This is a genomic window from Shinella sp. S4-D37 (assembly GCF_040812195.1).
Taxonomy (GTDB): domain Bacteria; phylum Pseudomonadota; class Alphaproteobacteria; order Rhizobiales; family Rhizobiaceae; genus Shinella.
The window spans coordinates 370,378-393,486 of sequence record NZ_JBFNXL010000003.1 but is presented as its reverse complement, the minus strand read 5'-3'; the positions used below and the strand labels follow the sequence as shown (position 1 = coordinate 393,486).

At 65.2% G+C, this 23,109-nt stretch carries 17 protein-coding genes; 15 read left to right on the top strand and 2 right to left on the bottom strand.

What is annotated here, in order from left to right; genetic code table 11:
* Positions 1-340 precede the first annotated feature (340 nt).
* Together AB3G45_RS05820 and AB3G45_RS05815 are read left to right on the top strand one after the other, a co-directional pair.
* On the top strand, positions 341-952 hold the full coding sequence (locus tag AB3G45_RS05820; protein ID WP_367829665.1) for a hypothetical protein: 612 nt from the start codon (positions 341-343) through the stop codon (positions 950-952).
* A 74-nt stretch (positions 953-1,026) separates the two neighbouring features.
* Complete coding sequence (locus AB3G45_RS05815; protein ID WP_367829664.1) at positions 1,027-2,964, top strand: methyl-accepting chemotaxis protein; 1,938 nt, start codon at positions 1,027-1,029, stop codon at positions 2,962-2,964.
* Between the two features lie 268 nt (positions 2,965-3,232).
* Here the strand turns inward: AB3G45_RS05815 and AB3G45_RS05810 are convergent, their stop codons facing one another.
* Complete coding sequence (locus AB3G45_RS05810) at positions 3,233-6,655, bottom strand: molybdopterin-dependent oxidoreductase (RefSeq protein WP_367829663.1); 3,423 nt, start codon at positions 6,653-6,655, stop codon at positions 3,233-3,235.
* A gap of 323 nt (positions 6,656-6,978) precedes the next feature.
* Here AB3G45_RS05810 and AB3G45_RS05805 point away from each other — a divergent pair, with 323 nt between their 5' ends.
* From AB3G45_RS05805 to AB3G45_RS05775, 7 genes are all read left to right on the top strand, one after another.
* Positions 6,979-7,722 (top strand): ABC transporter ATP-binding protein, encoded by a 744-nt coding sequence (locus AB3G45_RS05805; protein ID WP_367829662.1) that lies wholly within the window; start codon positions 6,979-6,981, stop codon positions 7,720-7,722.
* A complete protein-coding gene (locus AB3G45_RS05800) occupies positions 7,722-8,423 on the top strand; it encodes an ABC transporter ATP-binding protein (protein ID WP_367829661.1) in 702 nt (233 codons plus the stop codon). Before AB3G45_RS05805 ends, AB3G45_RS05800 begins: the two co-directional genes overlap by 1 nt.
* Positions 8,424-8,445: 22 nt before the next feature.
* Positions 8,446-10,359 carry an ABC transporter permease gene (locus AB3G45_RS05795; protein WP_367829660.1) on the top strand — a complete coding sequence of 638 codons (1,914 nt, stop codon included), beginning with the start codon at positions 8,446-8,448 and terminating at the stop codon, positions 10,357-10,359.
* A gap of 42 nt (positions 10,360-10,401) precedes the next feature.
* The gene (locus tag AB3G45_RS05790; protein WP_367829659.1) at positions 10,402-11,640 is read left to right on the top strand and encodes an ABC transporter substrate-binding protein; all 1,239 of its coding nucleotides are present in this window, start codon (positions 10,402-10,404) and stop codon (positions 11,638-11,640) included.
* 147 nt (positions 11,641-11,787) lie between these two features.
* On the top strand, positions 11,788-12,495 hold the full coding sequence (locus tag AB3G45_RS05785; protein WP_367829658.1) for a GntR family transcriptional regulator: 708 nt from the start codon (positions 11,788-11,790) through the stop codon (positions 12,493-12,495).
* A 37-nt stretch (positions 12,496-12,532) separates the two neighbouring features.
* Positions 12,533-13,561: an Ldh family oxidoreductase gene (locus AB3G45_RS05780; protein ID WP_367829657.1), complete on the top strand. Its 1,029-nt coding sequence runs from the start codon at positions 12,533-12,535 to the stop codon at positions 13,559-13,561.
* Complete coding sequence (locus tag AB3G45_RS05775) at positions 13,548-15,302, top strand: aconitase X (RefSeq protein WP_367829869.1); 1,755 nt, start codon at positions 13,548-13,550, stop codon at positions 15,300-15,302. Before AB3G45_RS05780 ends, AB3G45_RS05775 begins: the two co-directional genes overlap by 14 nt.
* Before the next feature lie 233 nt (positions 15,303-15,535).
* Here the strand turns inward: AB3G45_RS05775 and AB3G45_RS05770 are convergent, their stop codons facing one another.
* Entirely contained in the window at positions 15,536-16,186 is a 651-nt protein-coding gene (locus AB3G45_RS05770; RefSeq protein ID WP_367829656.1) for a GntR family transcriptional regulator, read from the bottom strand.
* 160 nt (positions 16,187-16,346) lie between these two features.
* Here AB3G45_RS05770 and AB3G45_RS05765 point away from each other — a divergent pair, with 160 nt between their 5' ends.
* The 6 genes from AB3G45_RS05765 to AB3G45_RS05740 all read left to right on the top strand — a co-directional run bounded on the left by AB3G45_RS05765 (position 16,347) and on the right by AB3G45_RS05740 (position 23,097).
* Positions 16,347-17,933: an ABC transporter substrate-binding protein gene (locus AB3G45_RS05765; RefSeq protein ID WP_367829655.1), complete on the top strand. Its 1,587-nt coding sequence runs from the start codon at positions 16,347-16,349 to the stop codon at positions 17,931-17,933.
* Positions 17,934-18,043: 110 nt separating this feature from the next.
* Positions 18,044-19,219, top strand: coding sequence for a mandelate racemase/muconate lactonizing enzyme family protein (locus tag AB3G45_RS05760; RefSeq protein ID WP_367829654.1), 1,176 nt, complete (start codon positions 18,044-18,046; stop codon positions 19,217-19,219).
* A gap of 1 nt (position 19,220) precedes the next feature.
* A complete protein-coding gene (locus AB3G45_RS05755) occupies positions 19,221-20,204 on the top strand; it encodes an ABC transporter ATP-binding protein (protein ID WP_367829653.1) in 984 nt (327 codons plus the stop codon).
* Between the two features lie 81 nt (positions 20,205-20,285).
* Positions 20,286-21,275, top strand: coding sequence for an ABC transporter ATP-binding protein (locus AB3G45_RS05750; protein WP_367829652.1), 990 nt, complete (start codon positions 20,286-20,288; stop codon positions 21,273-21,275).
* Positions 21,272-22,231: an ABC transporter permease gene (locus AB3G45_RS05745; RefSeq protein WP_367829651.1), complete on the top strand. Its 960-nt coding sequence runs from the start codon at positions 21,272-21,274 to the stop codon at positions 22,229-22,231. The genes AB3G45_RS05750 and AB3G45_RS05745 overlap by 4 nt, the downstream gene beginning before the upstream one ends.
* A complete protein-coding gene (locus AB3G45_RS05740) occupies positions 22,228-23,097 on the top strand; it encodes an ABC transporter permease (protein WP_367829650.1) in 870 nt (289 codons plus the stop codon). The genes AB3G45_RS05745 and AB3G45_RS05740 overlap by 4 nt, the downstream gene beginning before the upstream one ends.
* The last annotated feature ends 12 nt before the right edge of the window (positions 23,098-23,109 follow it).

Here is a 23,109-nt window from a genome sequence, read left to right as displayed (position 1 = left end):
CATGCACCGACAGCCTTGCGAACAAGCGCTTGCCACTGTGGCAGAAATGCTACTGCGCCGCACAATCGCCCCATGAACCGTGTCGGGCGGGAGCGGACGCGAGATGCGGGCTCGCATTTCCCGGGCAACGAAATCAAGCGACGGCACGGCCCGATGCGGCCGGAAAGCCGCGGCTCGGTGCGGCTGCGCTCGTGCGATCCCGGGCAAGCCCCGCTTATCGACCCCAGCACCAGGAACTACGAGTTGCCGAATGCCAAGTTTCCATCCCTATTTTATTGTTTAGCGTTAACTGTTCCTAAAGTGCTCGGCCTGCACCTAGTATTGCCATAAGGAGATTATCATGCTGCTTGGCCGACTGCTTTTCACCGCCGTCAGCGGCCTTGCGCTTTCAGGCGCAGTCGCCGCGGCAGAACCCGTAAGCCTCGACATTCAAAAGCTCGTCACGCCCGAGGTCATCAAGGAGATGCGGTCGTGGATCGAGAGCGACATCGTCCGCATTTCGATCGACACCCAGAACAGCCGATTTGCGAAGCTCGACCGGTCGACGATCGACACGCTCGACCGGCAATGGGTCCAGGAGCGCGAGAGCGAGGACAAGCCGCTGATCGCCGCGACGCTCTCCAATCCCCTGTCCATCTACCTCTCGCGCATGCAGGGGCGCTCGCTCGGCCTCTATGCCGAGATCTTCATCATGGACCAGAACGGCCTCAACGTCGGCCAGAGCTCCATTACCAGCGACTTCTGGCAAGGCGACGAAGCCAAGTTCCAGAAGACCTATGATGTTGCCCCCGACGCCGTCTTCATCGACGAGCCCGAATTCGATGACGAGATGAAAATCTGGCGCGGACAGGTGAACTTCACCGTGACAGATGCCGAGGGCAAATCCATCGGGGCTGCGACCGTGGAACTCAACCTGACGGAACTCGCCCGGCGTGCAAAAGCCGGCGCGTGAGCTGCCGGCAGGCCTGACATAACCGAATCCCTCGCAAGGCCGGGACGGCGCAGAGGGTGTCGAGGAGCATAGACATGTCCCTGTTGAACAACATCTCCGTCAGCCTGAAGGGCTTTGCCGCCTTCGCGACGCTCACGATCATCGCGACCGCCGCCTGCGGCCTTATCTACATGCGCTCGACCACGGCCACGCGCATGGTCGAGGCCAATCTCGATATCGGGGCCTTGATCGACGAGACGGGCCGCCTGTCGGACGCGGTCTCGGAGGCCGACCTCGCCTACAAGAACTTCCTTCTGACCGGCAATCGCGATTTCGTCACGATCTACCAGGGCGAGAGCGCCAAGATCGACACCAAAGCGGGCGAGCTTGCGACGGATTTCGCCAGGACGGCACCGGACCAGGTCGCGGTGCTCAAGGAGACGGCGGCCGTCGCAGCCGCCTGGCGCGATGAATTCGTCAATCCCCAGATCGTCCGCATGCGCGATCCCATGACGGTCGAACTCGCCCGCGCCATCGAGGCCACCGGCGAGGGCACTACCCGCGTCAACGCGTTCACAGGCAAGCTTGCCACGTTGATCGGCACCTTGCAGAAGCGCGCCGATGTCGCATCGGCAAATCAGCAGGCAGCACTTTCCTCGGTCGAGACGATCAGCCTGGTCGTTCCCATCCTCGTCGCCCTCGTCGCCGTGATGCTCGGGATCCTCAACCAGCTTTTCGCCGCCCGCCCGCTCAAGCGCCTTGCAGGCACCATGCAGCGCCTGGCAGAAGGCGATCTCGATGTGCCGACCGTCTATGTCGGAACGGACGAAATCGGCCGCATTGCCGCGACCACGGAGGTCTTCAAGCAGTCCGCGCTGGCCAATCGCCGGCTTGAGGCCGAGGCCGACGAGAACCGCCGCCGCGCCGAGGTCGACCGGCTTGCCGCTCAGGAACAGGCGGAAGCTGAAGCTGCCTCGCGGCTCCGGATCGCCACGTCGGGCCTTGCGGGCGGCTTGCAGCGGCTTGCCTCCGGCGATCTCTCCTTCCAGCTCGACGAGGCTTTCGCACCCGATTTCGAGGCGCTGCGCCACGACTTCAACCGCTCGGTCGCCCAGTTGGGCTCGACACTCTCGGCGATCGCCGGCAGCATCGCCGCCATGGAATCGGGCACCCGCGAGATCGCCGCCGGCGCCGACGACCTGTCGCGCCGTACCGAGCAGCAGGCGGCCTCGCTCGAAGAGACCGCCGCCGCGGTGGAGGAGATCACGTCCAACGTGGTCAATTCGACCAAGCGGACCGAGGAAGCCCGGGGCGTCGCCAGCCGCGCCAACGTGTCGGCGACGGAATCGTCCGACGTCGTCTCCCATGCCGAGGAGGCCATGCGCAAGATCGAGGACAGCGCGCAGCAGATCTCCAACATCATCGGCGTGATCGACGAGATCGCCTTCCAGACGAACCTGCTGGCGTTGAACGCCGGCGTGGAAGCCGCCCGTGCCGGCGAGGCGGGCAAGGGCTTTGCCGTCGTCGCTCAGGAAGTACGCGAGCTTGCCCAGCGCTCGGCGAACGCCGCCAAGGAGATCAAGCAACTTATCCAGAATTCGACGAACCAGGTCTCGGGCGGCGTCGAGCTGGTGCGCCAGGTCGGCGGCGCGCTGAGGACCATCGGCGGGTTCATTGCCGAGATGAACACGCATATGGATGCGATCGTCATTTCGGCGAAGGAACAGTCGACGGGCCTTTCGGAGGTCAACCAGGCGGTCAACGCCATGGACCAGACGACGCAGCAGAACGCGGCGATGGTGGAAGAATCCAATGCGGCCTCTGCGACGCTTGCCACCGAGGCGGCAAAGCTGAGGGAACTCGTCGCCCAGTTCCGGCTCGGCAACGAAGCTGCCCCGGCGGCCGCTCTCCGCCAGGTGGCACGCAGCATGGCCCATCCGGACACTGCGCATTTGAAGCCTGCACCAGGTATCCGCCGCGCAGCGCTCGTAACCGGCAATGCCGCGGTCGCACAGGAATGGACCGAGTTCTGAAGAGATGAACCCCGGCGCGATAGCCAGGCAACCTTCCATCAAGCTAAGAATCGTTCGGCATGCTGACGGCCTGCTGCGAAGCGCGCGTCTAAATTCCCCTGCTTCAGCACGTGGCGCCTGCACTGATCGAGGCAGGCTTCGCGCGAGAAGACAGGACACGTTGGAACGACTGGTGGCCAACCTCGATCCGCATTGAAAAAAATCCATTGCCTATGGTCGACGTCAAATTGGCAAATATTACTTCGGCCTGGTCGAGGTTGATATCCGCCTATGCATCCAGCACGACGTCGCTCAGTGGGACGGCCTGGCACGTAAGGCAGGTGTCGGGGTCGTCCGGCTCCGTGCCGTGAAGGTGGACCACCTTGCCGGAGACGATCCGCACGGCGCAGCTTTCGCACTGGCCGACCCGGCAGCCGCTCGGCAGATCGAGGCCGAGCCTGTCGGCGAACCGGAGTAGCGGCCCATCAGCGGCCGACCAGGTCTTCGGCCCGTCCCCCGAGCGGGAGAACGTGACCTGGTGCGTCCTGCCGTCGTTCGCGATCGTCGTCGGCGGCGAGCGGAACACCTCGCTGAAGATGTCGAAACGGGGCACGCCGCGCGCCATGAGGCCGTCGGAGAAGGCGCGCATCATTCCTGGCGGACCGCACATATAGATGCGGGGCTGGCGATCGATGACCGATTGCGGCACGACATCGGCGCCGAGCTGCTCGCGGCTGTCGAAGATATCCTCCGGTAGCGGCTGGTCGTAGTGATTAGCGACGCGAAGGCCCGGCAGGCGGCCGCGATGCTGGCCGATGCTCTCGCGGAAGGCGTGCGTTCCGCCGTTGCGGTTGCCGTAGTAGAGCCAGATCTCGCCCGGGTCGCCGTCCGGCAGCGATTCGAGCAGGCTCATGAACGGGGTGATGCCGATGCCGCCCGCGAGCAGCACGAGCGGCTGGGGCGAGCGCCGCGGCACGAGGAAATTGCCCGACGGCGCCTTCAGCTCGACGCGGTCGTCGACGCAGAGATCGCGGTTGATGAAGCCCGACATCCGGCCTTCGGCCACATGGCGCACCGCGATGCTATAGCTCCTGCGGCCGCTCGTCTCGGCTGGGCCGGTCAGCGAATAGGTGCGGCTCATCCCGCCCTCGCCGCCGACGCGGATCTGGATGTGCTGGCCGGGGCGGTAGTCGGGCAGCTCCCCGCCGTCCTCCGCCTCGAAGGTGACGGCGCGGACGCCATCGGCCTCCGCGCGGGCGGATACGACGCGGAAGGGCCGGAAACCCTGCCAGGCGCGCTGGCGCGGCTCCGTCGCCGGGTCCAGCTCGATATTGCAGCGGAACGAGCGATGCGGGATCGAGCCGCTGACCGGATCGATGGCGTCGGCGGAGATCAGGCTGTTGGCGTTGCTGCTCTCGGGGCCGCGCACCGGCAGGGCGTCGCGGTCGAGCTCGGGACAGGCCTGCCACCAGCCGAACTCGGCGACGACCACGTCGTCGGCGAGTTCGGGCAGGACGCGGGCGACGAAGCGGGCGGCACCGTTGCGCGTCGATATGCGGATCCAGTCGCCGCTGTTGATGCCGCGGTCGCGGGCAAGCCCCACGCCGATCTCGGCCACCGGATCGGGCGCGCGCTTGCGCAGCGATACGAGGCCCCGGTGCTGGGTGTGGCAATAGTAGCCGTTCTTGGCGGAGCTCAGGACGAACGGGAAGCGGCCGCCGGTGCGGTTCCTCGCATTGATCGCGTCCTCGGCCGGCGGCACGAAGGTCGCGACTGCCGGCTGGCCGTGGCGCAGCAGCAGCTCGGAATAGAGCTCCACGCGCCGCGTCTCGGTGTCGAAGCCGCGCACGCGCTGATCGTCGTCGTGGTGCGGCAGCGCATATTTGCGCTCGCGCGCGTCGATCTCGCAGCGGACCCCGCCCGGCGTGCCGCGCAGCGCCTCGACGGAAAGGCCGAGCGGCTCCAGCATGTGGTTCCAGCCCGCCTCCAGACTGCCGCCGAAGAAATCGTCGGCCATGCCGAGCCGGCGGGCGAGGTCGAACACGATATCGTTGTCGGAGCGGGCCTCGCCCCGTGGGCTCACCATGCGCGGGCGGAACTGCACCAGCGCCTGCGCCGCGTCGCTGATCTCGAAGCCGAAGCGGACGCCTTCCCTCTCCCAGGGCGTGTTGACGGGCAGGAAGATGTCGGCATAGCGCGCCGCCGGCGTCTCGAACAGGTCGCAATGGACGTGGAATTCCAGCTTCGACAAGGCCTCCTCGGCCAGCCCGCTGTCGGCCTGCGAGACCGGCAGGTTGGAGCCGAAGGCCATCAGCGCGCGGAGCCGGTAGGGCTTGCCCTCGGTGATCGCCCGGTAAGTGTCGCGCGCCGTGATCCAGCCCGTCGACGGCGGGCCGAGCGGGCGTTCCTCGATGCCGATCGCCCTCGCGACGAACTCCGGCGTCAGCTTCTCGAGCGCACTCACCGCATTGTAGAACGGGCCGCGACGCACGCGGTTGCCGCCGAGCGTGTCGTAGCTGCCGCAGAGCGCGTAAATGCCGGCGATCGCCCGCTCCGTCTGGGTGGCGTTGCTGTGCTGGCCGACGCCGGTCCAGGAATGATAGGCGATGCGCTTGCCGCCGCGGATGAAATCCGTGGCGCGGACGAGCGCCTCGGGCTCGACGCCGGTCAGGTCGCGCACACGGGCGGGATCGTAGGGCTCGGCGCCGCGCGCCAGCACCTCGAGCGCGGGCTTGCAGGCGAGCCCTTCGGGGGCTCCCGGCGTGGCCGGCAGCACCACCTCGCCCCGCAGCCGCAGCCGGCGGCCGGTGCCGGCGTCCATGGCCTGCTCGGGATCGACCGGCACGGCCTCGCCGCGCTCCTCGTCCCATGCCAGACAGCGGTCGGTGTTCCGGTCCGGCCACAGCATGCGCTCGCGCAGGAGAAGGCCGTTGTCGTCGCGCACCAGGAACGGGCCGTTGGTCCATTGCCGGACGAAGGCGTCGTCATAGAGGCGATGCGCCAGCAGGTGACGTATCATGCCGAGCGCCAGCGCGCCGTCGGTGCCGGGCCTGACCGGCAGCCAGACGTCGGCCTGCTTCGCCAGGGAGGTCGGCCGCGGATCGACGACGACGAGATTGCCGCCCTTGGCGCGGCCGTTCGAGATGGCATGCGCCTGCGCCAGCCAGGTATTGGCGGGATTGTGGCCCCACAGGAGGATGGTGTCGGCGTTCTCGTAATCCGCCGGCTGGATGCCGCTGCCGAAGGTGAAGGCGTGGGCGACGTCCTTGTGCCAGTTGCAGATCTCCGTGCCGTAGCAGGTGTTGGGGCTGCCGAAATGGCGGATGAAGCGCTCGATCCAGTCGATGCTGTCGGAGATCGGCGTGCCGCTCGGGGTGGTGACGTTGAAGGCGATGGCCTCCGCGCCGCTCTCGGCCTTGATGCGGGAGAGCCTTGCTGCGGTCTCCGCCAGCGCCTCCTCCCAGCTTATGCGGACCCAGCCGGGATCGGCCGCCCCCTTCGGGGCGGTGCGGCGCATCGGGTGGAGCATACGGTGCGGGCTGTGGACGAGCTCCGGCGCGGCGCGGCCCTTCATGCACATCGCCTTTCCCGTGGGGTGTGACGTGTCCGGCCGCACGGCGATCAGCCGGTCGTCCTCGACCGTGTTGATGGTTCCGCATCGGGATCGGCACAGGGTGCAATAGCCGGCAATTTCCACGAGCACGCCCTTCATAAGTAGTGCGCTACAGTAATGCGCCATAATGCCTGTTACGATGGAGCGCGTCAAGAATTCCCGGATATTCGGGAAAAATACGGCGAGAAACTTCCCTGTTGACACTCTCGATGTAGTGCGTCACTGTCACGCATCACAAGCGGTCGGCGAAGATCGACCGAGGGGAACGAGACGACGAACCGGGCCTTCCGAAACATCGGGCGCAATCCGCCTTTTGTGGCGCATACGCGTATCCCGGCCGCCGACCCTCCTCCCCATGCGTCGTAAAGAAGGCCTTCGCGTTCGCCCCCCGGCGGACCCTCGGCCCAGAATGGGAGCGTCCTATGGCTGTGCTTGAGGCACGGGGAATGAGCATCGCGTTCAACGGGTTCTACGCCGTGAAGAACGTCGACTTCGCGCTGGAGGAAGGAGCATTGCATGCCGTCATCGGCCCGAACGGCGCGGGCAAGACCACGCTGTTCAACCTGCTGACGAAGTTCCTGCAGCCCACCGAGGGGCAGATCTTCCACCGGGGCGTCGAGGTCACGAAGCTGAAGCCGGCGGCAGTCGCGCGGCAGGGCGTCGTGCGCTCGTTCCAGATCTCGGCGGTCTTCCAGGCGCTCACCATCCGGGAAAACATCGAGCTCGCGCTGCTGCGCCGCAGCGGCCTGCAATGGCGGCTCCTCGGCAATGCGCGGAGCGACAAGGCGCTGGTCGCGCGCACCGAGGAGGTGCTGGAGCAGTTCGGCTTCACCCGCGAGGCCGATATCGCCGCCGCCGAGCTCTCCTACGGCCGCAAGCGTGTGCTGGAGCTGGCGACGACGGTCGCGGCCGACCCGTCCGTCCTTCTCCTCGACGAGCCGATGGCGGGCCTCGGGCGGGAGGACATCGACCGGGTCGCCGATCTCATCAAGACCACGGCCAAAGGCCGCACGGTGCTCCTCGTCGAGCACAACATGCAGGTGGTCTCGCGGCTCGCCGAGCGGATCACGGTCATGGTGCGCGGCCAGATCCTCGCCGAGGGTCCTTATTCGGAAGTATCCAGCCGCGCGGACGTGATGGCGGCCTATACCGGGGGGACGCATTGATGGCCGAGATCCTGAAGGTCGAGAACCTCGACGCCTGGTACGGCGAATCCAAGGTCCTGCACGGCGTGAGCTTCTCGCTCTCCGAGGGCGAGGTCGTGACGCTGCTCGGCCGCAACGGCGCGGGCAAGTCGACCACGTTGAAGTCGATCATGGGCCTGCTCTCCACGCGCAAGGGCTCCGTGCTCTATTGCGGCGAGCAGCTCATCGACGCGCAGCCCTTCGAGATCGCCCGTAAGGGCATCGCCTATTGCCCGGAGGAGCGCGGCATCTTCGCCAGCCTCAGCGTGCGCGAGAACCTGATGCTGCCGCCGAAGGTCTCCGCCAACAGCATGGCCGTCGAGGACATCCTGACGCTCTTTCCCAATCTGCGCGAGCGCATCGACAGCCCCGGCACGAAGCTTTCGGGCGGCGAGCAGCAGATGCTGGCGCTCGCCCGCATCCTGCGCACCGGCGCGCGCGTGCTTATGCTCGACGAGCCGACCGAGGGCCTTGCGCCGATCATCATCAAGCAGATCGAGGCGACGATCGTGAAGCTGAAGGAACTCGGCTTCACCATCCTTCTCGTAGAGCAGAACGTGGGCTTCGCGCAGGCGCTGGCCGACCGCAACTACATCGTCGAGACAGGCTCCATCGTGGATGAAGTGGCCGCGTCGGATTTCGACCGGCGGCTCTCCTCCATCCAAAGTTACCTCGGACTCTAGTCCCCCGAACGGACCGATAGCAATGACGACCATATTCGGCATACCAATGGCGCTGCTCTACGCGCAGCTTCTCCTCGGCATCATCAACGGCGCCTTCTACGCGACCTTAAGCCTGGGCCTCGCCGTTATCTTCGGCATGATGGGTATCGCGAATTTTGCCCACGGGGCGCTCTACATGATGGGCGCCGTTGGCGCATGGTTCCTGCTGAACGCGGTCGGCATCGGCTACTGGCCGGCGCTGATCCTGTGTCCGCTGATCGTCGGGGCCTTCGGTATGCTGCTGGAGCGCTTCGTGCTAAGGCGCGTCAGCCATATCGACGCCCTCTACGGCATGCTCTTGACCTTCGGGCTGGCCTTCATGGTGCAGGGCATCTTCCGCTTCTGGTTCGGCTCGGCCGGATTGCCCTATGCCATCCCGTCGGCGCTGACGGGCGGCGTCAATCTCGGCTTCATGTTCCTGCCCTATTACCGGGCATGGGTGATCGTCGCCTCGCTCGCCGTCTGCTTCCTGACCTGGTTCGTGATCGAGAAGACCCGGCTGGGGGCGTATCTGCGCGCCGCGACGGAGAACGCGAGGCTGGTTCAGGCCTTCGGCATCAACGTTCCGGTCATGATCATGCTGGTCTATGGCGGGGGTGCTGCGCTCGCCGCCTTCGCCGGCGTGCTCGCCGCACCCATCCTGCAGGTCAACCCGACCATGGGCGCGGAAGTGCTGATCGTCATCTTCGCCGTCGTCGTGATCGGCGGGCTCGGCTCCATCAAGGGCGCCATCATCGCCGGCTTCATCGCGGGCATCGCCGAGGGCCTGACCAAGGCGTTCTATCCCGAGGCGTCGACGACCGTCGTGTTCCTTCTGATGGCCTTCGTCCTCGTCGTCATGCCGACCGGCCTGTTCGGCACCAAGACGCAGGCGGCCGCGACCTCCGTGTCGCTGCCCGCGCTCGCGCATGAATCGTCCTTCATGCGGTGGTCGCTCTTCGCGGCGATGGCGATCGGCCTCGCGGTCGCGCCGCTCTTCGTCTATCCGGCCTTCCTGATGAAGGCCATGACCTACGCGCTGTTCGCCTGCGCCTTCAACCTGATGGCGGGCTACGGCAAGCTGGTCTCCTTCGGCCATGCCATGTTCCTCGGCACCGCCGGCTATGTGACGGCCTATGCGGCCAAGACCTGGGGCCTCTCGCCGGAACTCGCCATACTCGCCGGAACCGCTTCCGCCGCCCTGCTCGGCCTCGTCGCCGGCTGGCTCTGCACCCGCTCCAGCGGCGTCTATTTCGCCATGATCAGCCTGGCGCTCGCGCAGATGATCTACTTCCTCGCGCTGCAACTGCCGCAGACGGGGGGCGAGGACGGCATCCAGAGCGTGCCGCGCGGCGCGCTGTTCGGCTTCATCGACCTCGCAAACCCGACGACGCTCTACCTCTTCGTGCTCGCGGTCTTCCTCGGCGGCTTCCTCTTCCTGTCGTGCCTCATCCGCTCGCCCTTCGGCCAGATCCTCAAGGCCATCCGCGAGCACGAGCCACGGGCGCAGTCGCTCGGCTACTCGACAGATCGCTACAAGCTCGCGACCTTCGTCATCTCCGCGGCGCTGTCGGGGCTTGCCGGCTCCACCAAGGTCATTGTCACGCAGATCGCCAGCCTGACGGACGTGCACTGGAGCATGTCCGGCGAGGTCATCCTGATGACCTTCCTCGGCGGGGTGGGGACGCTCTACGGCCCCGTGCTCGGCTCCTTCATCGTCGTGGCCATGCAGAACTACCTCTCCGCCCTCGGCGCCTGGGTCACCGTCATCCAGGGCGCGGTGTTCGTGATCTGCATCCTGACGTTCCGCAGGGGCATCGTCGGCGAGCTGATCACCTATGTCTCGGCCCGCCAGCGCGAGAAGGACCGGCGCGGGATCGCGATGCGCGCCGGCAACAAGGTCGTAACGGGCACATGACGCCCCGATATCCGCCAACCTCCAACAGAGAAGGTTACAAGCATGACCAGCATTAAGAAAAACAGGGGAATTCGTTCGATGCTCGCCGCGCTCGCCGCCGGCGCGGCAATGATCTCGACGCCGGCGCTCGCGGACGGCGTCAGTGACGACGTCGTCAAGATCGGCGTGCTCACCGACATGTCGGGCGTGTTCTCCGACATGAACGGTAACGGCTCGGTCGTCGCCGCCCAGCTCGCGATCGAGGATTTTGGGGGTACCGTGCTGGACAAGCCGATACAGCTCATCAGCGCCGACCACCAGCACAAGGCTGACGTCGGCACCAGCATCGCGCATCGCTGGATCGACAACGAGCAGGTGGACGTGCTCGCGGACCTGACGAACAGCGCCATCGCGCTCGCCGTCCAGGACATCGCGCGCGACGCGAACCGGATCGCCCTCTTCTCTTCTCCGGGAACGACCGACCTCACGGGCGTGAAATGCTCCGAGACCGGTTTCCACTGGGTCTACGACAACTATTCCAACGCCGTCGGGCCGATCAAGGCGCAGATCGAGAAGGGCGTGAAGAATTGGTACTTCCTCGTCGCCGACTTCGCCTTCGGCCATTCCCTCGAGGCGATCGCCAAGAAGACGGTCGAGGAGAACGGCGCGACGGTCGTCGGCACGGTCCGCTTCCCGCTCAACGCCTCGGACATGAGCGCCTTCCTCCTGCCGGCGCAGGCGTCGGGCGCGGAGGTCATCATGCTGACGGCCACCGGCCGCGACCTCACGACGGCGATCAAGCAGGCCAACGAGTTCGGCATCGTCGCCGGCGGCCAGTCGATCATCGCGCCCGTCGTCTACCTCACCGACGTCCACGCCATGGGACTGGAGCAGGCGCAGGGCCTGACCTTCATCGACGGCTTCTACTGGGACCGCGACGACGATACGCGCGCCTTCGCCAAGCGCTTCGGCGAGCGCCACAACGGTGCGATGCCGACCAGCCTGCAGGCCGGCGTCTACTCGTCGATCCTGCACTACCTGAAGGCCGTCAAGGCCGCCGGCACGGACGAAGCCAAGGCCGTGGCCGCCAAGATGCGCGAACTGCCGGTCGAGGACTTCTTCGCCCATGGCGGCAAGGTGCGCGAGGACGGCCGCATGGTGCACGACATGTACCTGGTGAAGGTCAAGTCGCCGGCGGAGTCGAAGGGCCCGTGGGACTATGAGGAGATCCTCGCCACGATCCCCGGCGACGAAATCTTCCTGCCGCTGGCCGAGAGCACCTGCCCGCTGGTGAAGAAGTAAGCACATGCCGGAGCCGGAACCTGTTCGTTCCGGCTCCGGCAGCCGATTTTGCCATCGGCCGGCGTCTCGTGCCAATATACGGACGTTCGACATACGGGGCAAAGCCCGCCACGCCTGCGGGGCGGACGCAAAAGAGTAAACGCTTAGATGAAGAAGAACGAAAGCAACTTGAGGGAGCAGGTGTTCCGGCACGTGCAGTCGGAAATCGTCTCCGGCTATGCGCGCCCCGGAACCATGTATTCGGTGCCGTCGCTGGCAGAGAACTTCGGCATCTCCACGACGCCGGTGCGCGAGGCCCTGCTGGAGCTTACCCGCGAAGGCTTCCTCGAGCCGCACCGCAATCGCGGCTTCCGCGTCACCATGCCCTCGGTCGCCGAGGCGCGGAATATCTTCGAGATGCGCGAGGTTCTCGAGGTTCATGCCGCGCGGATCCTCGCGAACAAGCCCGTGCGCGACCTTTCGTCCCTGCTGCCGATCGCGGACGAAGTGGCCGCCGCCGCGCGGGACCGCAATTTCCGGGCGCATCTCGCCGCGGACCAGGAATTCCACCACCGGCTTCTCGGCATGGCCGGCAATCCGATCCTGACGCAGACCGTCATGTCGCTGCGCAAGCGCGCCCGCTTCTTCGGCGACGTCTCGGCGGAAGGCATCGCGCGCCAACGCGCGTCGGCGCGGGAGCACTACCAGATCATCGACCTGATCACCGCCGGCGACGCCGATGGCGTGTCGGAACTGCTGCGCGCGCATATTCGCGCCTGGGTGCCCCTGTTCATGCAGGCCGTCGCCCAGTTCGAACGGCCACGCAGCCTCCAGCCGGCATCCATGAACGATACCGAGCTGACGGACGTCCCCTGACCCGGACCTTCCCGCCCCGAAAGAAAGGTTTTTTCCCGTGCCAGCCTGTACGACCCTCTCGATCTCCGAACTTCGCGACAAGGTCGAGGGCATCTTCCTCAGGGCCGGTCTGAATGCCGTGCAGGCGCGGGCAACCGCGCGCGTCGTCGTGGCCGGCGAGCGCGACGCCTGCAAGTCGCACGGGATCTACCGCATCGAGGGCATCCTGCGCACGGTGCGGGCAGGCAAGATGAGGCCGGACGCCATGCCGGCGCTCCTGCCCAGCAAGAACGCGGCCGTCGTCAGGGTGAATGCCAACCATGGTTTCTCCTACGCCGCGTTCGAACTCGGCCTGCCCGCGCTCGTCGAGCAGGCGCGCACGCTCGGCATCGCCGCCATGGCGATCAACGACTGCACCCATGTCTCCGCGCTCTGGCCGGAAGTGGAAGCCGTGACGGCCGAGGGCCTCGCCTGCCTCGTCATGTGCCCAAGCTATGCGACGGTCGCGCCGACGGGCGGCAGCAACCCGCTGCTCGGCACCAATCCCTTCGCTTTCGGCTGGCCGCGCAGAGACAATCCGCCCTACGTCTTCGACTTCGCCACCTCGGTCGCCGCGCGCGGCGAGATCGAGTTGCATCGGCGCGCTGGCAAGCCGCTGCCGGAGGGCTGGGCGATCGATGCCGCGGGCAAACCGACGACCGATCCCGACGCTGCGCTCGCGGGCGCCATGCTGCCTTTCGGCGGGCACAAGGGCTCGGCCATCTCGACGATGATCGAGCTTCTCGCCGCCGTGATGATCGGCGACCTGACCAGCCCGGACGTACTGGACTATCTCGGCTCCACCACGCTCGCGCCGCTGCACGGCGAGCTGATCCTCGCCATGTCGCCGGAGGCTTTCGCGAAAGGCCGGCCGGGCGATCCGTTCGCACGCGCCGAAACCCTGTTCGAGGCGATCGTCGGCCAGGGCGCGCGCTTGCCGTCGCTGCGCCGCTTTTCCGCGCGGCGTGTCTCGGAGACGGAAGGGATCACGCTGACGGCGGCGGAAATTGAGGCGCTCGACCGTCTGCACGCGGATGCCGGGCGATAAGCGGAGAGCTCCCTTGGACACGATACTGGACGGCACCGCCGCGATTTATGGCACGGCGCAAGGTGAGTTGCTCGTCAGCGCGGTCGCGCTGAGCTTCTGGGGCGGCGTCGATTCGTGGACCGGCCGCGTGATCGATTCCCATCACGATCTCAACGGGCACTTGCTGGAAGGCAAGATCGTCGCCATCCCGTCCGGCCGCGGCTCCTGCGCCAGCAGCGGCGTGATGATGGAGCTGCTGCTGAACGGGCACGGTCCGCTGGCGCTGCTGTTGCAGGAGCCGGACGACATATTGGCCTTCGGGGCCATCGTGTCGGAAGAGGTGTTCGGAAAGTCGGTGCCGATCGTCGTTCTGGGCGAAGAGGGATATGCGCGCCTCTCCGGTCATTCTCACGCGCTGGTGGCTGGCGGCCGCGTTCATCTCGGCGACGCGCCTTTCGAGCTGCGCCAGGCCGAATCGCGGGCGGCCCGGCCAGACGGCCTGTTGCTCAGCGCGCGGGACCGGGACTGTCTCGACGGCATGCACGGCAGGGCGACCGAGGTCGCCATGCGGATCATCGTGCGCATGGCTGCACTCCAGGGGGCGAAGCGGCTCTTCGACGTCACCCGCGTCCATATCGACGGATGCGTCTATACTGGCCCCGCCTCGCTGAAATTCGCCGAGCAGTTCCGCGACTGGGGCGGGACGGTCGCGATCCCGACGACGCTCAACGCGATCTCGGTCGATGCGCGCCGCTGGCGCCAGCAGGGCGTGCCCGTGGCCTTCGGAGAGGCGGCGGAACGCCTCGGAGAGGCCTATGTGGCGATGGGGGCCGCGCCGACCTTCACGTGTGCGCCCTACCTGCTCGAAGGATCGCCCGGATATGGCGAGCAGATCGCCTGGGCGGAGTCCAATGCCGTCGTCTATGCCAACAGCGTATCCGGCGCGCGGACGATGAAATATCCCGACTATCTCGACGCCTGCATCGCGTTGACGGGCCGGGCGCCCTTCTCGGGGTGCCATACCGAAGCAGGCCGCCGGCCGGGCCTGCATGTCGAGGTCGTGAAACTCACCGGTGTCGACGACAGCTACTTTCCGCTGCTCGGCTATCACATCGGCAAGATCGCCGGCGGGCGCATTCCCCTGATCTGCGGGCTGGCGCATCTCGCGCCGACGCACGACGACCTGAAGGCGTTCAGCGCGGCCTTCGCCACGACCTCTGGCGCGCCGATGTTCCACATGGCGGGCGTCACGCCGGAGGCGGCGGTCCATGCCTCCGCCGAACTGGAGACCTGCCGGATCGAGGCCGGCGCTCTCGCGCGCACCTGGGACGAGCTGAATTCGACACGGGATACGCGGGTCGGGCTGGTCTCGCTCGGCAATCCTCATTTCTCGCTCGGCGAGTTCGCCGCGCTCGCGGAGCTCTGCAGGGGTCGGAAGAAGGACCCCGCCGTCGAGATGATCATCACCTCTGGCCGCGCCGTCCACGCGCAGGCCGCCAGCGCCGGTACGATCCGAGTGCTCGAAGACTTCGGAGCACGGTTCTCCACCGACACCTGTTGGTGCCTGATTGAAGAGCCTGTGATTCCGGTCACGGCGCGCGTAATCATAACCAATTCGGCGAAATACGCCCATTACGGTCCCGGTCTGACGGGCAGGAAGTTCCGGTTCGGCAGCCTGTCAGACTGCGTCGACGCCGCGTGCGGCGAGGGCGCGTCAGCCAGCGCGCCGGCATGGCTGAAAAGGACCTTCGCGGCGATATAGCGCTAGGTGTTCAATCCCACGGTTTGATGGTGTGATCCTTTCTGCAGAATGGAAGGAAGCACTACGGGACAAGTTCGGGAGCGCAATACAGCGATTGCAAGCTTCGCTTGCGCAATCAAGCCCGGACTTTCGATCAATCCTAAGAGAGTAGCAACGTGGCGTTGGCCGGCAGCGGTCGAGGATAGATCGAGCCAACGGAACCGCGCTCGAGCAACTGTGATTCCCGCATCTCGTCACATCCGCGCAAGCAGATCGTCGCGAGCGGACTCGCAGTGCTCCTGCACGACGCGCGCGGCAAGGTCTGCGTCGCGTGACCGGACGGCTTCGACAATGCGCCAGTGCTGGCGAACGATTTCGGCGATCCTCGCCTCGCTAAGCCCAAAGCGGTTGCGAAGATTGATGACCAGATCCCATCCCTGGTCGAGAATGTAAGAGGCCTCGGGATTGTCCGCGACCTCTGCAATGAAGCTGTGAAATTGCTTGTTCGCTTCAGACATCCGCTCGTCCACCCCTGCCGCCGCGGCCTGCTCGTGGCGCCGGGTAAGTTCAGCCAGGTGATCCAGTTGCGCGTCCGAGATATTTACGGTCGCCCTGCGCACAAGCATGCTCTCGATCGCGGCGCGGGTATCGTGAATGTCGGCCACGAATTTCGCCGTGACCGGCCGCAACACCGCGCCTCTGTGAGGCTCCAGCGTCACCAGCCTTTCACCCGCAAGCTGCAACAATGCCTCTCGGACCGGAATGTGGCTCGTGCCGTAGCGCTTGCTCAGTTCGTCGACGCGCAGCCGCGATCCCGGCGAAAGATTTCCCAGGACGATATCCCGTCGGATCGCGGTCAGAAGCCTTTCGGCAATTGTTCCAGACAATGGACTGGCGTTGCTCAAATCAATGCTCCTTCAGCGCGTCGCTGAGGACGAGATTACACCACTCGCAAACGCAACGGAAAGGGGGTTGCAGTCAATTCTATATTATATATAATATCGAATAAGAGGCAGGATAGTGAACGTCGCGGCGAGGTGGATCGCGACAAAAGTGGAGGAAATGATGACTGATGCGAATGAAACGGGGCGGGCGGCGGCCTTGCGGATCAAGAGGCGGCAAATCCTGCAGTTGATGGGGGCCGGCACGGCCCTGGCGTTGCTGCCGGGAATGACGCGGTCTGCTTTTGCCGACGAAGGGGCCGTGAAGGGGGGCATCCTTCGGGTTGCCGCACCTTTCAATCCGTCAAGCCTGGACCCGGTCACCAGCGGCGCAGGCTCCGATCACATGATCCTTTATTCGATCTACGACACCCTGGTGGATTTCGAACCGGCGACCTTGCAACCCGTTCCGGGCCTCTCGACCGCATGGGAATTTGAGGCGCCGACGAAGCTCGTCATGACATTGCGCGAAAGCGTCAAATTCCATGATGGCACGGACTTCAATGCGGAGGCGGTCAAGGCCAATCTCGAGCGCGCCATGACGCACGATCGCTCGACGGCGAAGGGCGACATAGCATCCATCGACAGGGTCGAGGTGCTGGACACCCACAAGGTCGCCATCCATACGAAATATCCCGACACGGCGCTGCCGCTGATACTGGCCGACCGGTCCGGCATGATGGTCTCGCCAACCGCAGTCGAGAAAGCCGGCGGCACGCTCGATCGTGCCCCGGTCGGAACGGGACCGTTCCGCTTCGAGCGCTGGGACGACGGCGATGTGGTGCAACTCACCCGTTTCGATGGCTACTGGGATACCGAGTTGCCGCACCTCGACGGCATCAGCTTCCGGGTCATCACGGATCTGAATACCGGGCTGCGTTCGGTGATCGCGGGTGAGACGGATTTCTGCTACCGGCTCAATCCGCAGCAGAAACTGGTGGCGGATCGCATGGGCGACCGGGTCGTCGTCAGGACCTCACCCACCGTTGCGAACTATCATATCGTCTTCAACTACAGCAAGGCGCCCCTGAACGATGTGCGCGTGCGGCAGGCCATCAACTTCGCGGTGGACCGAAACGCCTTCAACGAGGCGGCCATGCTCGGGCTTGGCGTTCCGGCACAGACACTGCTGCCGCCAGGATACTGGGCCCACGACGACGCTCTCGACAACTACTATACGTTCGATCGCGACAAGGCTCGTGCGCTTCTCGCCGAGGCCGGTCATGCGGACGGCCTGGATCTTCAATACTACAGCAACGCGGACCAGTCGTCGCAGCAACGCGCCGAGGTCATCATGGAGCAATTGCGCCAGGTCGGTATCCGCTGCACGCTCGTCACGGGGTCGAATGCCGACATGTTCCAGCGCTTCATGGTCCGGGGCGAAGGCGACGCCATGATGGTCAACTGGACCGGGCGCCCCGATCCGGTGCAGGGCTTCCTCTTCGTCTATGGCGAACAGGGCGCCAACAATGCAGGAAAAGTAGCGCCTCCGCCGGAACTGGCCGCCGCCATCGCGAAAGCCCAGGCCGGTGTGACACAGGAGGAGCGGAAGCCCGCATTCGCGCAGGCCGAACGCATCATGCTGGAGCACGCTCTCTCCTGCGAGGTCGCATTCGTTCCCGCGATCGAAGTTCACCGGCCGAATGTCGGCGGCTACGAGCCGAACCTTCTTGGAAAGCCGAAGTTCAACCGCCTGTTCCTGAAGGCCTGATCCACGCTCTTCCCGAACCGTGCAAGGCCGGTCCGAGCGCCGGATTTGCACCATCGCCGCCCGGCATCCGGGCGGCGACGATAGCGTCATGTCAAACCAGAGATAACTCCATGAAGATTGCCCGCCTAGACGTTCTGCATGCCGCATCCGGATGGCGGGTCACGTCGTTTCTGAAGGTCGAGACTGCCTGCGGCATCGTCGGCTGGTCGGAGTTCAGCGAAAATGTTGGAACGCGCGGTCTTTCGGCCACCATCCTCGCGCTTGGCGAGAAGATCATCGGCCAGGACCCCCGGCGCGTCGAACTGGTTACGGCGATCCTGAACACGTCGATCATACCGGCATGGAGCGGCATCAACCAGCATGCCGTAGCCGCGATCTGCAACGCGCTGCTCGACATCAAGGGCAAGGAAATGGGTGTGCCCGTGCACGCGCTTTTCGGCGGCGCGGTTCGCGATCGCCTGCCGCTCTACTGGTCGCATTGCGGCACGTACCGGGTTCGCTATGCAGACGATCTGAAGCTTTCGCAGGTCAAGCGCATAGACCAGTTGCAGGAAGTCGCCGCCGAGGTCCGCCGGCGCGGCTTCCGCGCACTGAAGACCAATGTGATGATGATCGAGGACGGCACGCTCGCCAATTTCCGTCCGGGTTTCGGCTCCACCCCCGGTTTCCCCGAGCTCAATCCGAGGCCCGAAGTCTTCAGGACCCTGGAGCAGACGCTGAAGGCGCTGCGCGAGGGAGCGGGCGACGATATCGACATCATGCTCGATGCCAATTTCAATTTCCGCCCGGAAGGCTATCTTCAGCTCATCCGCACCGTTCGGCCTCATCGTCTCACCTGGCTGGAACTGGATTGCTACGATGCGGCAGCCGTGGCCCTGATGCGCAGGGAGGCGGGCTTCCCCATCGCCACGGGCGAGTCGCTTTACGGCAGACGCAGCTACCGGCCGTTTCTGGAAGCCGGCGCGATGGATGTCGCCGTCGTGGACGTGCTGTGGAACGGCGTGCTGGAGGGCCTGAAGATCGCATCCCTTGCCGATGCCCATGACGTCAACATAGCGCCGCACAATTTCTACGGCTATCTGGCTGACCATATCAGCGCCCATTTCGCGTCGATGATACCCAACCTCAGGATGCTTGAAATCGATGTCGACGACATCCCCTGGAAAGGCGAGTTCGTCACCCATCACCCCGTGATCGAGGACGGCCACATGCTCGTGCCCACACGGCCGGGATGGGGCACGGATGTCGACGAGCGAGCCGTGGCGCGTTATCCCGTAACCTGGTGATATGATGATATCCGAGACAGACAAGCCAAGTCAGGCACGCGCGGAAGAAACGGCGGCGTCCCCGCCTCTTCTGGACGTGCAGGGTCTCGGCATCAGCTTTCGCGCCTCCGGCGGTTCGCTTTCCGTCGTGCGCGACGTGACCTTTGCCGTTCAGCCTGGCGAGTGCGTGGGACTCGTTGGCGAAAGCGGTTGCGGCAAGACGGTCACCGGCCTTGCCTTGATGGGCCTGCTGCCGCTGCGCAGCAGTCGCTTTCAAGGCCGCATCGACTTTTCCGGCGAGGATCTGCTGTCGCTCTCCGAACGGCAGTGGCGCCGCATCCGCGGACGCCGTATCGGCATGATCTTCCAGGAACCGATGAGCGCACTCGATCCGATCTTCACGATCGGCGAACAGATCGGCGAAACCTTGCGGACGCATTTCCGCATCGGCCGGGCCGAGGCGCGCGACCGCGCCATCGAAGCCCTGAGCAAGGTAGGCATTCCCGAGCCCGCCACACGCCATGACGCCTATCCGCATGAGCTGTCGGGCGGCATGCGCCAGCGAGCGATGATCGCCATGGCGATCAGTTGCGAGCCGGATCTGCTGATTGCCGACGAACCGACCACCGCGCTCGACGTTACCGTACAGGCGCAGATCATGGACGTTCTGGGGGAGCTCAGCGCGCGCTCCGGCATGGCCATGCTCTTCATCAGCCACGATCTCGGGCTCGTCTCGCAGACATGCAACCGGATCGTCACCATGTATGCCGGCGAGGTGGTCGAGACCGGCACGAGCGACGACATGCTTACGCGCCCCCGCCATCCCTACACGTCCGGCCTGCTGCGGTCGCTGCCGTCATTCACGCCCCGGAAGGCACGGTTGCCTTCCATTCCGGGCCGGGTCCCGAGACCGGGGGAATTTTCCGAAGGCTGTCGTTTCGAAGGGCGATGCCGGTATGCGACCCCCCCCTTGCAGGGAGCGGCAGACGCTGGAGCCGCAGCCTGAAGGCGGTCTTGCCCGCTGCTGGCGTGCACAGGAGCTTTCCTTGCCGGGAGTATTGTCATGACCAATGCGGAAAAGACGGCGATGCCGATCATTGCCGCCCAGAATGTCTCGGTTCGCTTCCCCGTTGGACGGCGCAAGGTTCTCACCGCCGTCGACGATGTCAGCATCAGCGTACGCAGAGGGGAAACCTTCGGGCTCATCGGTGAATCCGGTTCCGGCAAATCCACCCTCGGCCGCGCCATCGTTTGCCTGGAACGGCCCTCTGAAGGCCGGGTCCTGCACGAGGGCGCAAATCCCTACGAGATGTCGCGCCGCCAAATGCGCGAGCATCGCAGGCAGTATCAGATCGTCTTCCAAGATCCTGCAGCGGCCCTCAACCCGCGCATGACGATCCTGAAATCCGTTCGCGAGCCTCTCGACGCGGCGTCAAAAGGCACCCCGGAAGAGCGCAATGCCATCGCCCTGGAGATGATGGCCCGGGTCGGTCTGGGCGAGGCCTTTGCCGGCCTCTATCCGCACCAGCTTTCGGGCGGCCAGAAGCAGCGTGCCTGCATCGCGCGCGTGCTGACCCTGCGGCCGTCGCTGATCGTTTGCGACGAAGCCGTTGCCGCGCTCGACGTGTCCATACAGGCGGACATTCTCAATCTCCTCGCAGAGCTTCAGCAGGAATTCGGCCTTACCTACCTCTTCATCACCCACAATATCAGCGTGGTCGAGCATATCAGCGATACGATCGCGGTCATGTATCTCGGGCGGATCGTCGAGATCGCCCCGGCGGAGCGACTGGCGAAGGACTACCTCCACCCCTATACGCAGGCCCTGCTGTCCGCCGAGCCTGTCGCCCTGCCGTCATCGATGAGGCCGGATCGGCGCATCGTCCTGGAGGGCGAGTTGCCAAGCCCGATGAACCCGCCTTCGGGATGCCGTTTTCGAACGCGCTGTCGCTATGCCGACGACCATTGCGCCACCGAGACGCCGCCCTTGCGCGAATTGGCTCCCGGTCACTTCAGCGCATGCCATTACGCAGAGACGTTCCGCACGCGGCCGGGACAGGAAGAAGGTGGCGAATGAACAAGTCTCATCTTCCCCGCGTTCTCTTCTGGCGTCTGTTGCAGGCCCTTCCGGTCGCCGCCATGTCGACGCTGGCCATCTTCGGCCTGATCCAGCTCGTGCCTGGCGACCCCGCGGCCACGATTGCCGGCGAATATGCGACCGCCGAAACGATCGAGGCGATACGGCAGACCCTGGGACTGGATCGTCCGTTGTGGCAGCAATACGGGGGCTGGCTCTGGAACGCCTTTCACGGCGATCTTTCGACATCGCTGCTCACCGGCCTGCCGGTCATGGACGAGATCGCCCGGCGGCTGCCCTCCACATTGCTCATCGCCGGGCTCGCGCTCGTCATCTCCGTCCTGATCGGCGTACCGATCGGCATCCTCGCCGCGACGCGTGCGGATGGCTGGGTGGACCGTGTCGTGACAGGCATTGCATCTCTCGGCGTCGCCGTGCCGAATTTCTGGCTGGGTATGATCCTCGTCAGTATTTTCGCCCTGGGTTTCGGATGGTTCCCGACCACCGGCGCCAGACCGATCAGCGAGGACTTCTGGGGCGCCCTGCACCATGCGGCCCTTCCCGCCCTTACACTCGCAACGGGAGGGATTGCCGAAATAGCCCGCCAGCTCCGCAGCTCCCTGATCGAAGTCCTGCAATCGCAATATGTGCGGACCTTGCGCGCCAAGGGCCTGCCGCCGGCGCTCATCCTCTGGAAGCACGGCCTGAGAAACGCGGCGCTGACCCTGCTGACCGTCATCGGCCTCGTCTTCAACCACACATTGGGCGCGACGGTAGCGACCGAAGCCGTCTTCGCGATACCGGGCGCCGGATCGATGATCGTCAACGCGGCGATAAACAAGGACTTTCCCATCGTTCAGGGCGCGGTCTTCGTGCTCGTGCTCATGGTCATCGCCATGAACCTGATCATCGACCTGCTCTACACCATGCTCGATCCCCGCGTGAAAAAGGCTTGACCGAAATGACGCAATCCTCCGCCTCATCTCGACCGCTCGGTTCCGCGCTGCGCTGGCTCGGACAGGATTTCCGGGTAACGCTTTGCCTCGGCTATCTCCTTCTCCTGGTGGCGTTCTCGCTGCTGGCGCCGCTGATCACGCCGCATTCCCCGATCGAACAGACCATGGACTTTCTCGCGCCGCCGGACGCGGCCCATTGGCTCGGAACGGACGATCTCGGTCGCGACGTCTTCGCACGGCTGGTCTACGGCACGCCCATGAGCCTTTATGCAAGCTGTCTCGCCGTTGCGGTCGGACTGTCGATCGGCCTGCCTCTCGGGATGCTCGCCGGCTATCTCGGCGGCTGGTTCGACAGCGTCGTCAGCCGCATGATCGACACGCTGCTGTCTTTCCCCGGCATCGTCCTTGCCGTCGCCGTCACTGGCGCGCTGGGGATCGGATTGACGAATGCCATGATCGCGGTCGGCATCGTCTTCGCTCCCAACATCGCCCGCCTGATCCGCATCCAGACGATCGTCGTCAAGAACGAGCTCTATGTGGACGCCTCCCGCAGCTTCGGCATGTCGGTTCCCCGCATCATCCTGCGCCACATCGTCCCGAATGCCATACAGCCCGTCATCGTGCAGGTCACCTTGATGCTGGCCGGCGCTCTTCTGGCGGAAGCAAGCCTCAGCTTCCTCGGGCTCGGTGTGCAGCCGCCATGGCCGAGCTGGGGCCAGATGCTCGCGCGCGGCTACACCTACATGGAGATCGCGCCCGAGCAGATGTATGTGCCGGGCATCGCCATTCTCCTCACGGCACTTGCCTATAACGGCCTTGGCGAATCCTTGAGATCGCGGCTGGATCCCACCCGCAGGGCGCGTTGAGCCTGCTCTTCC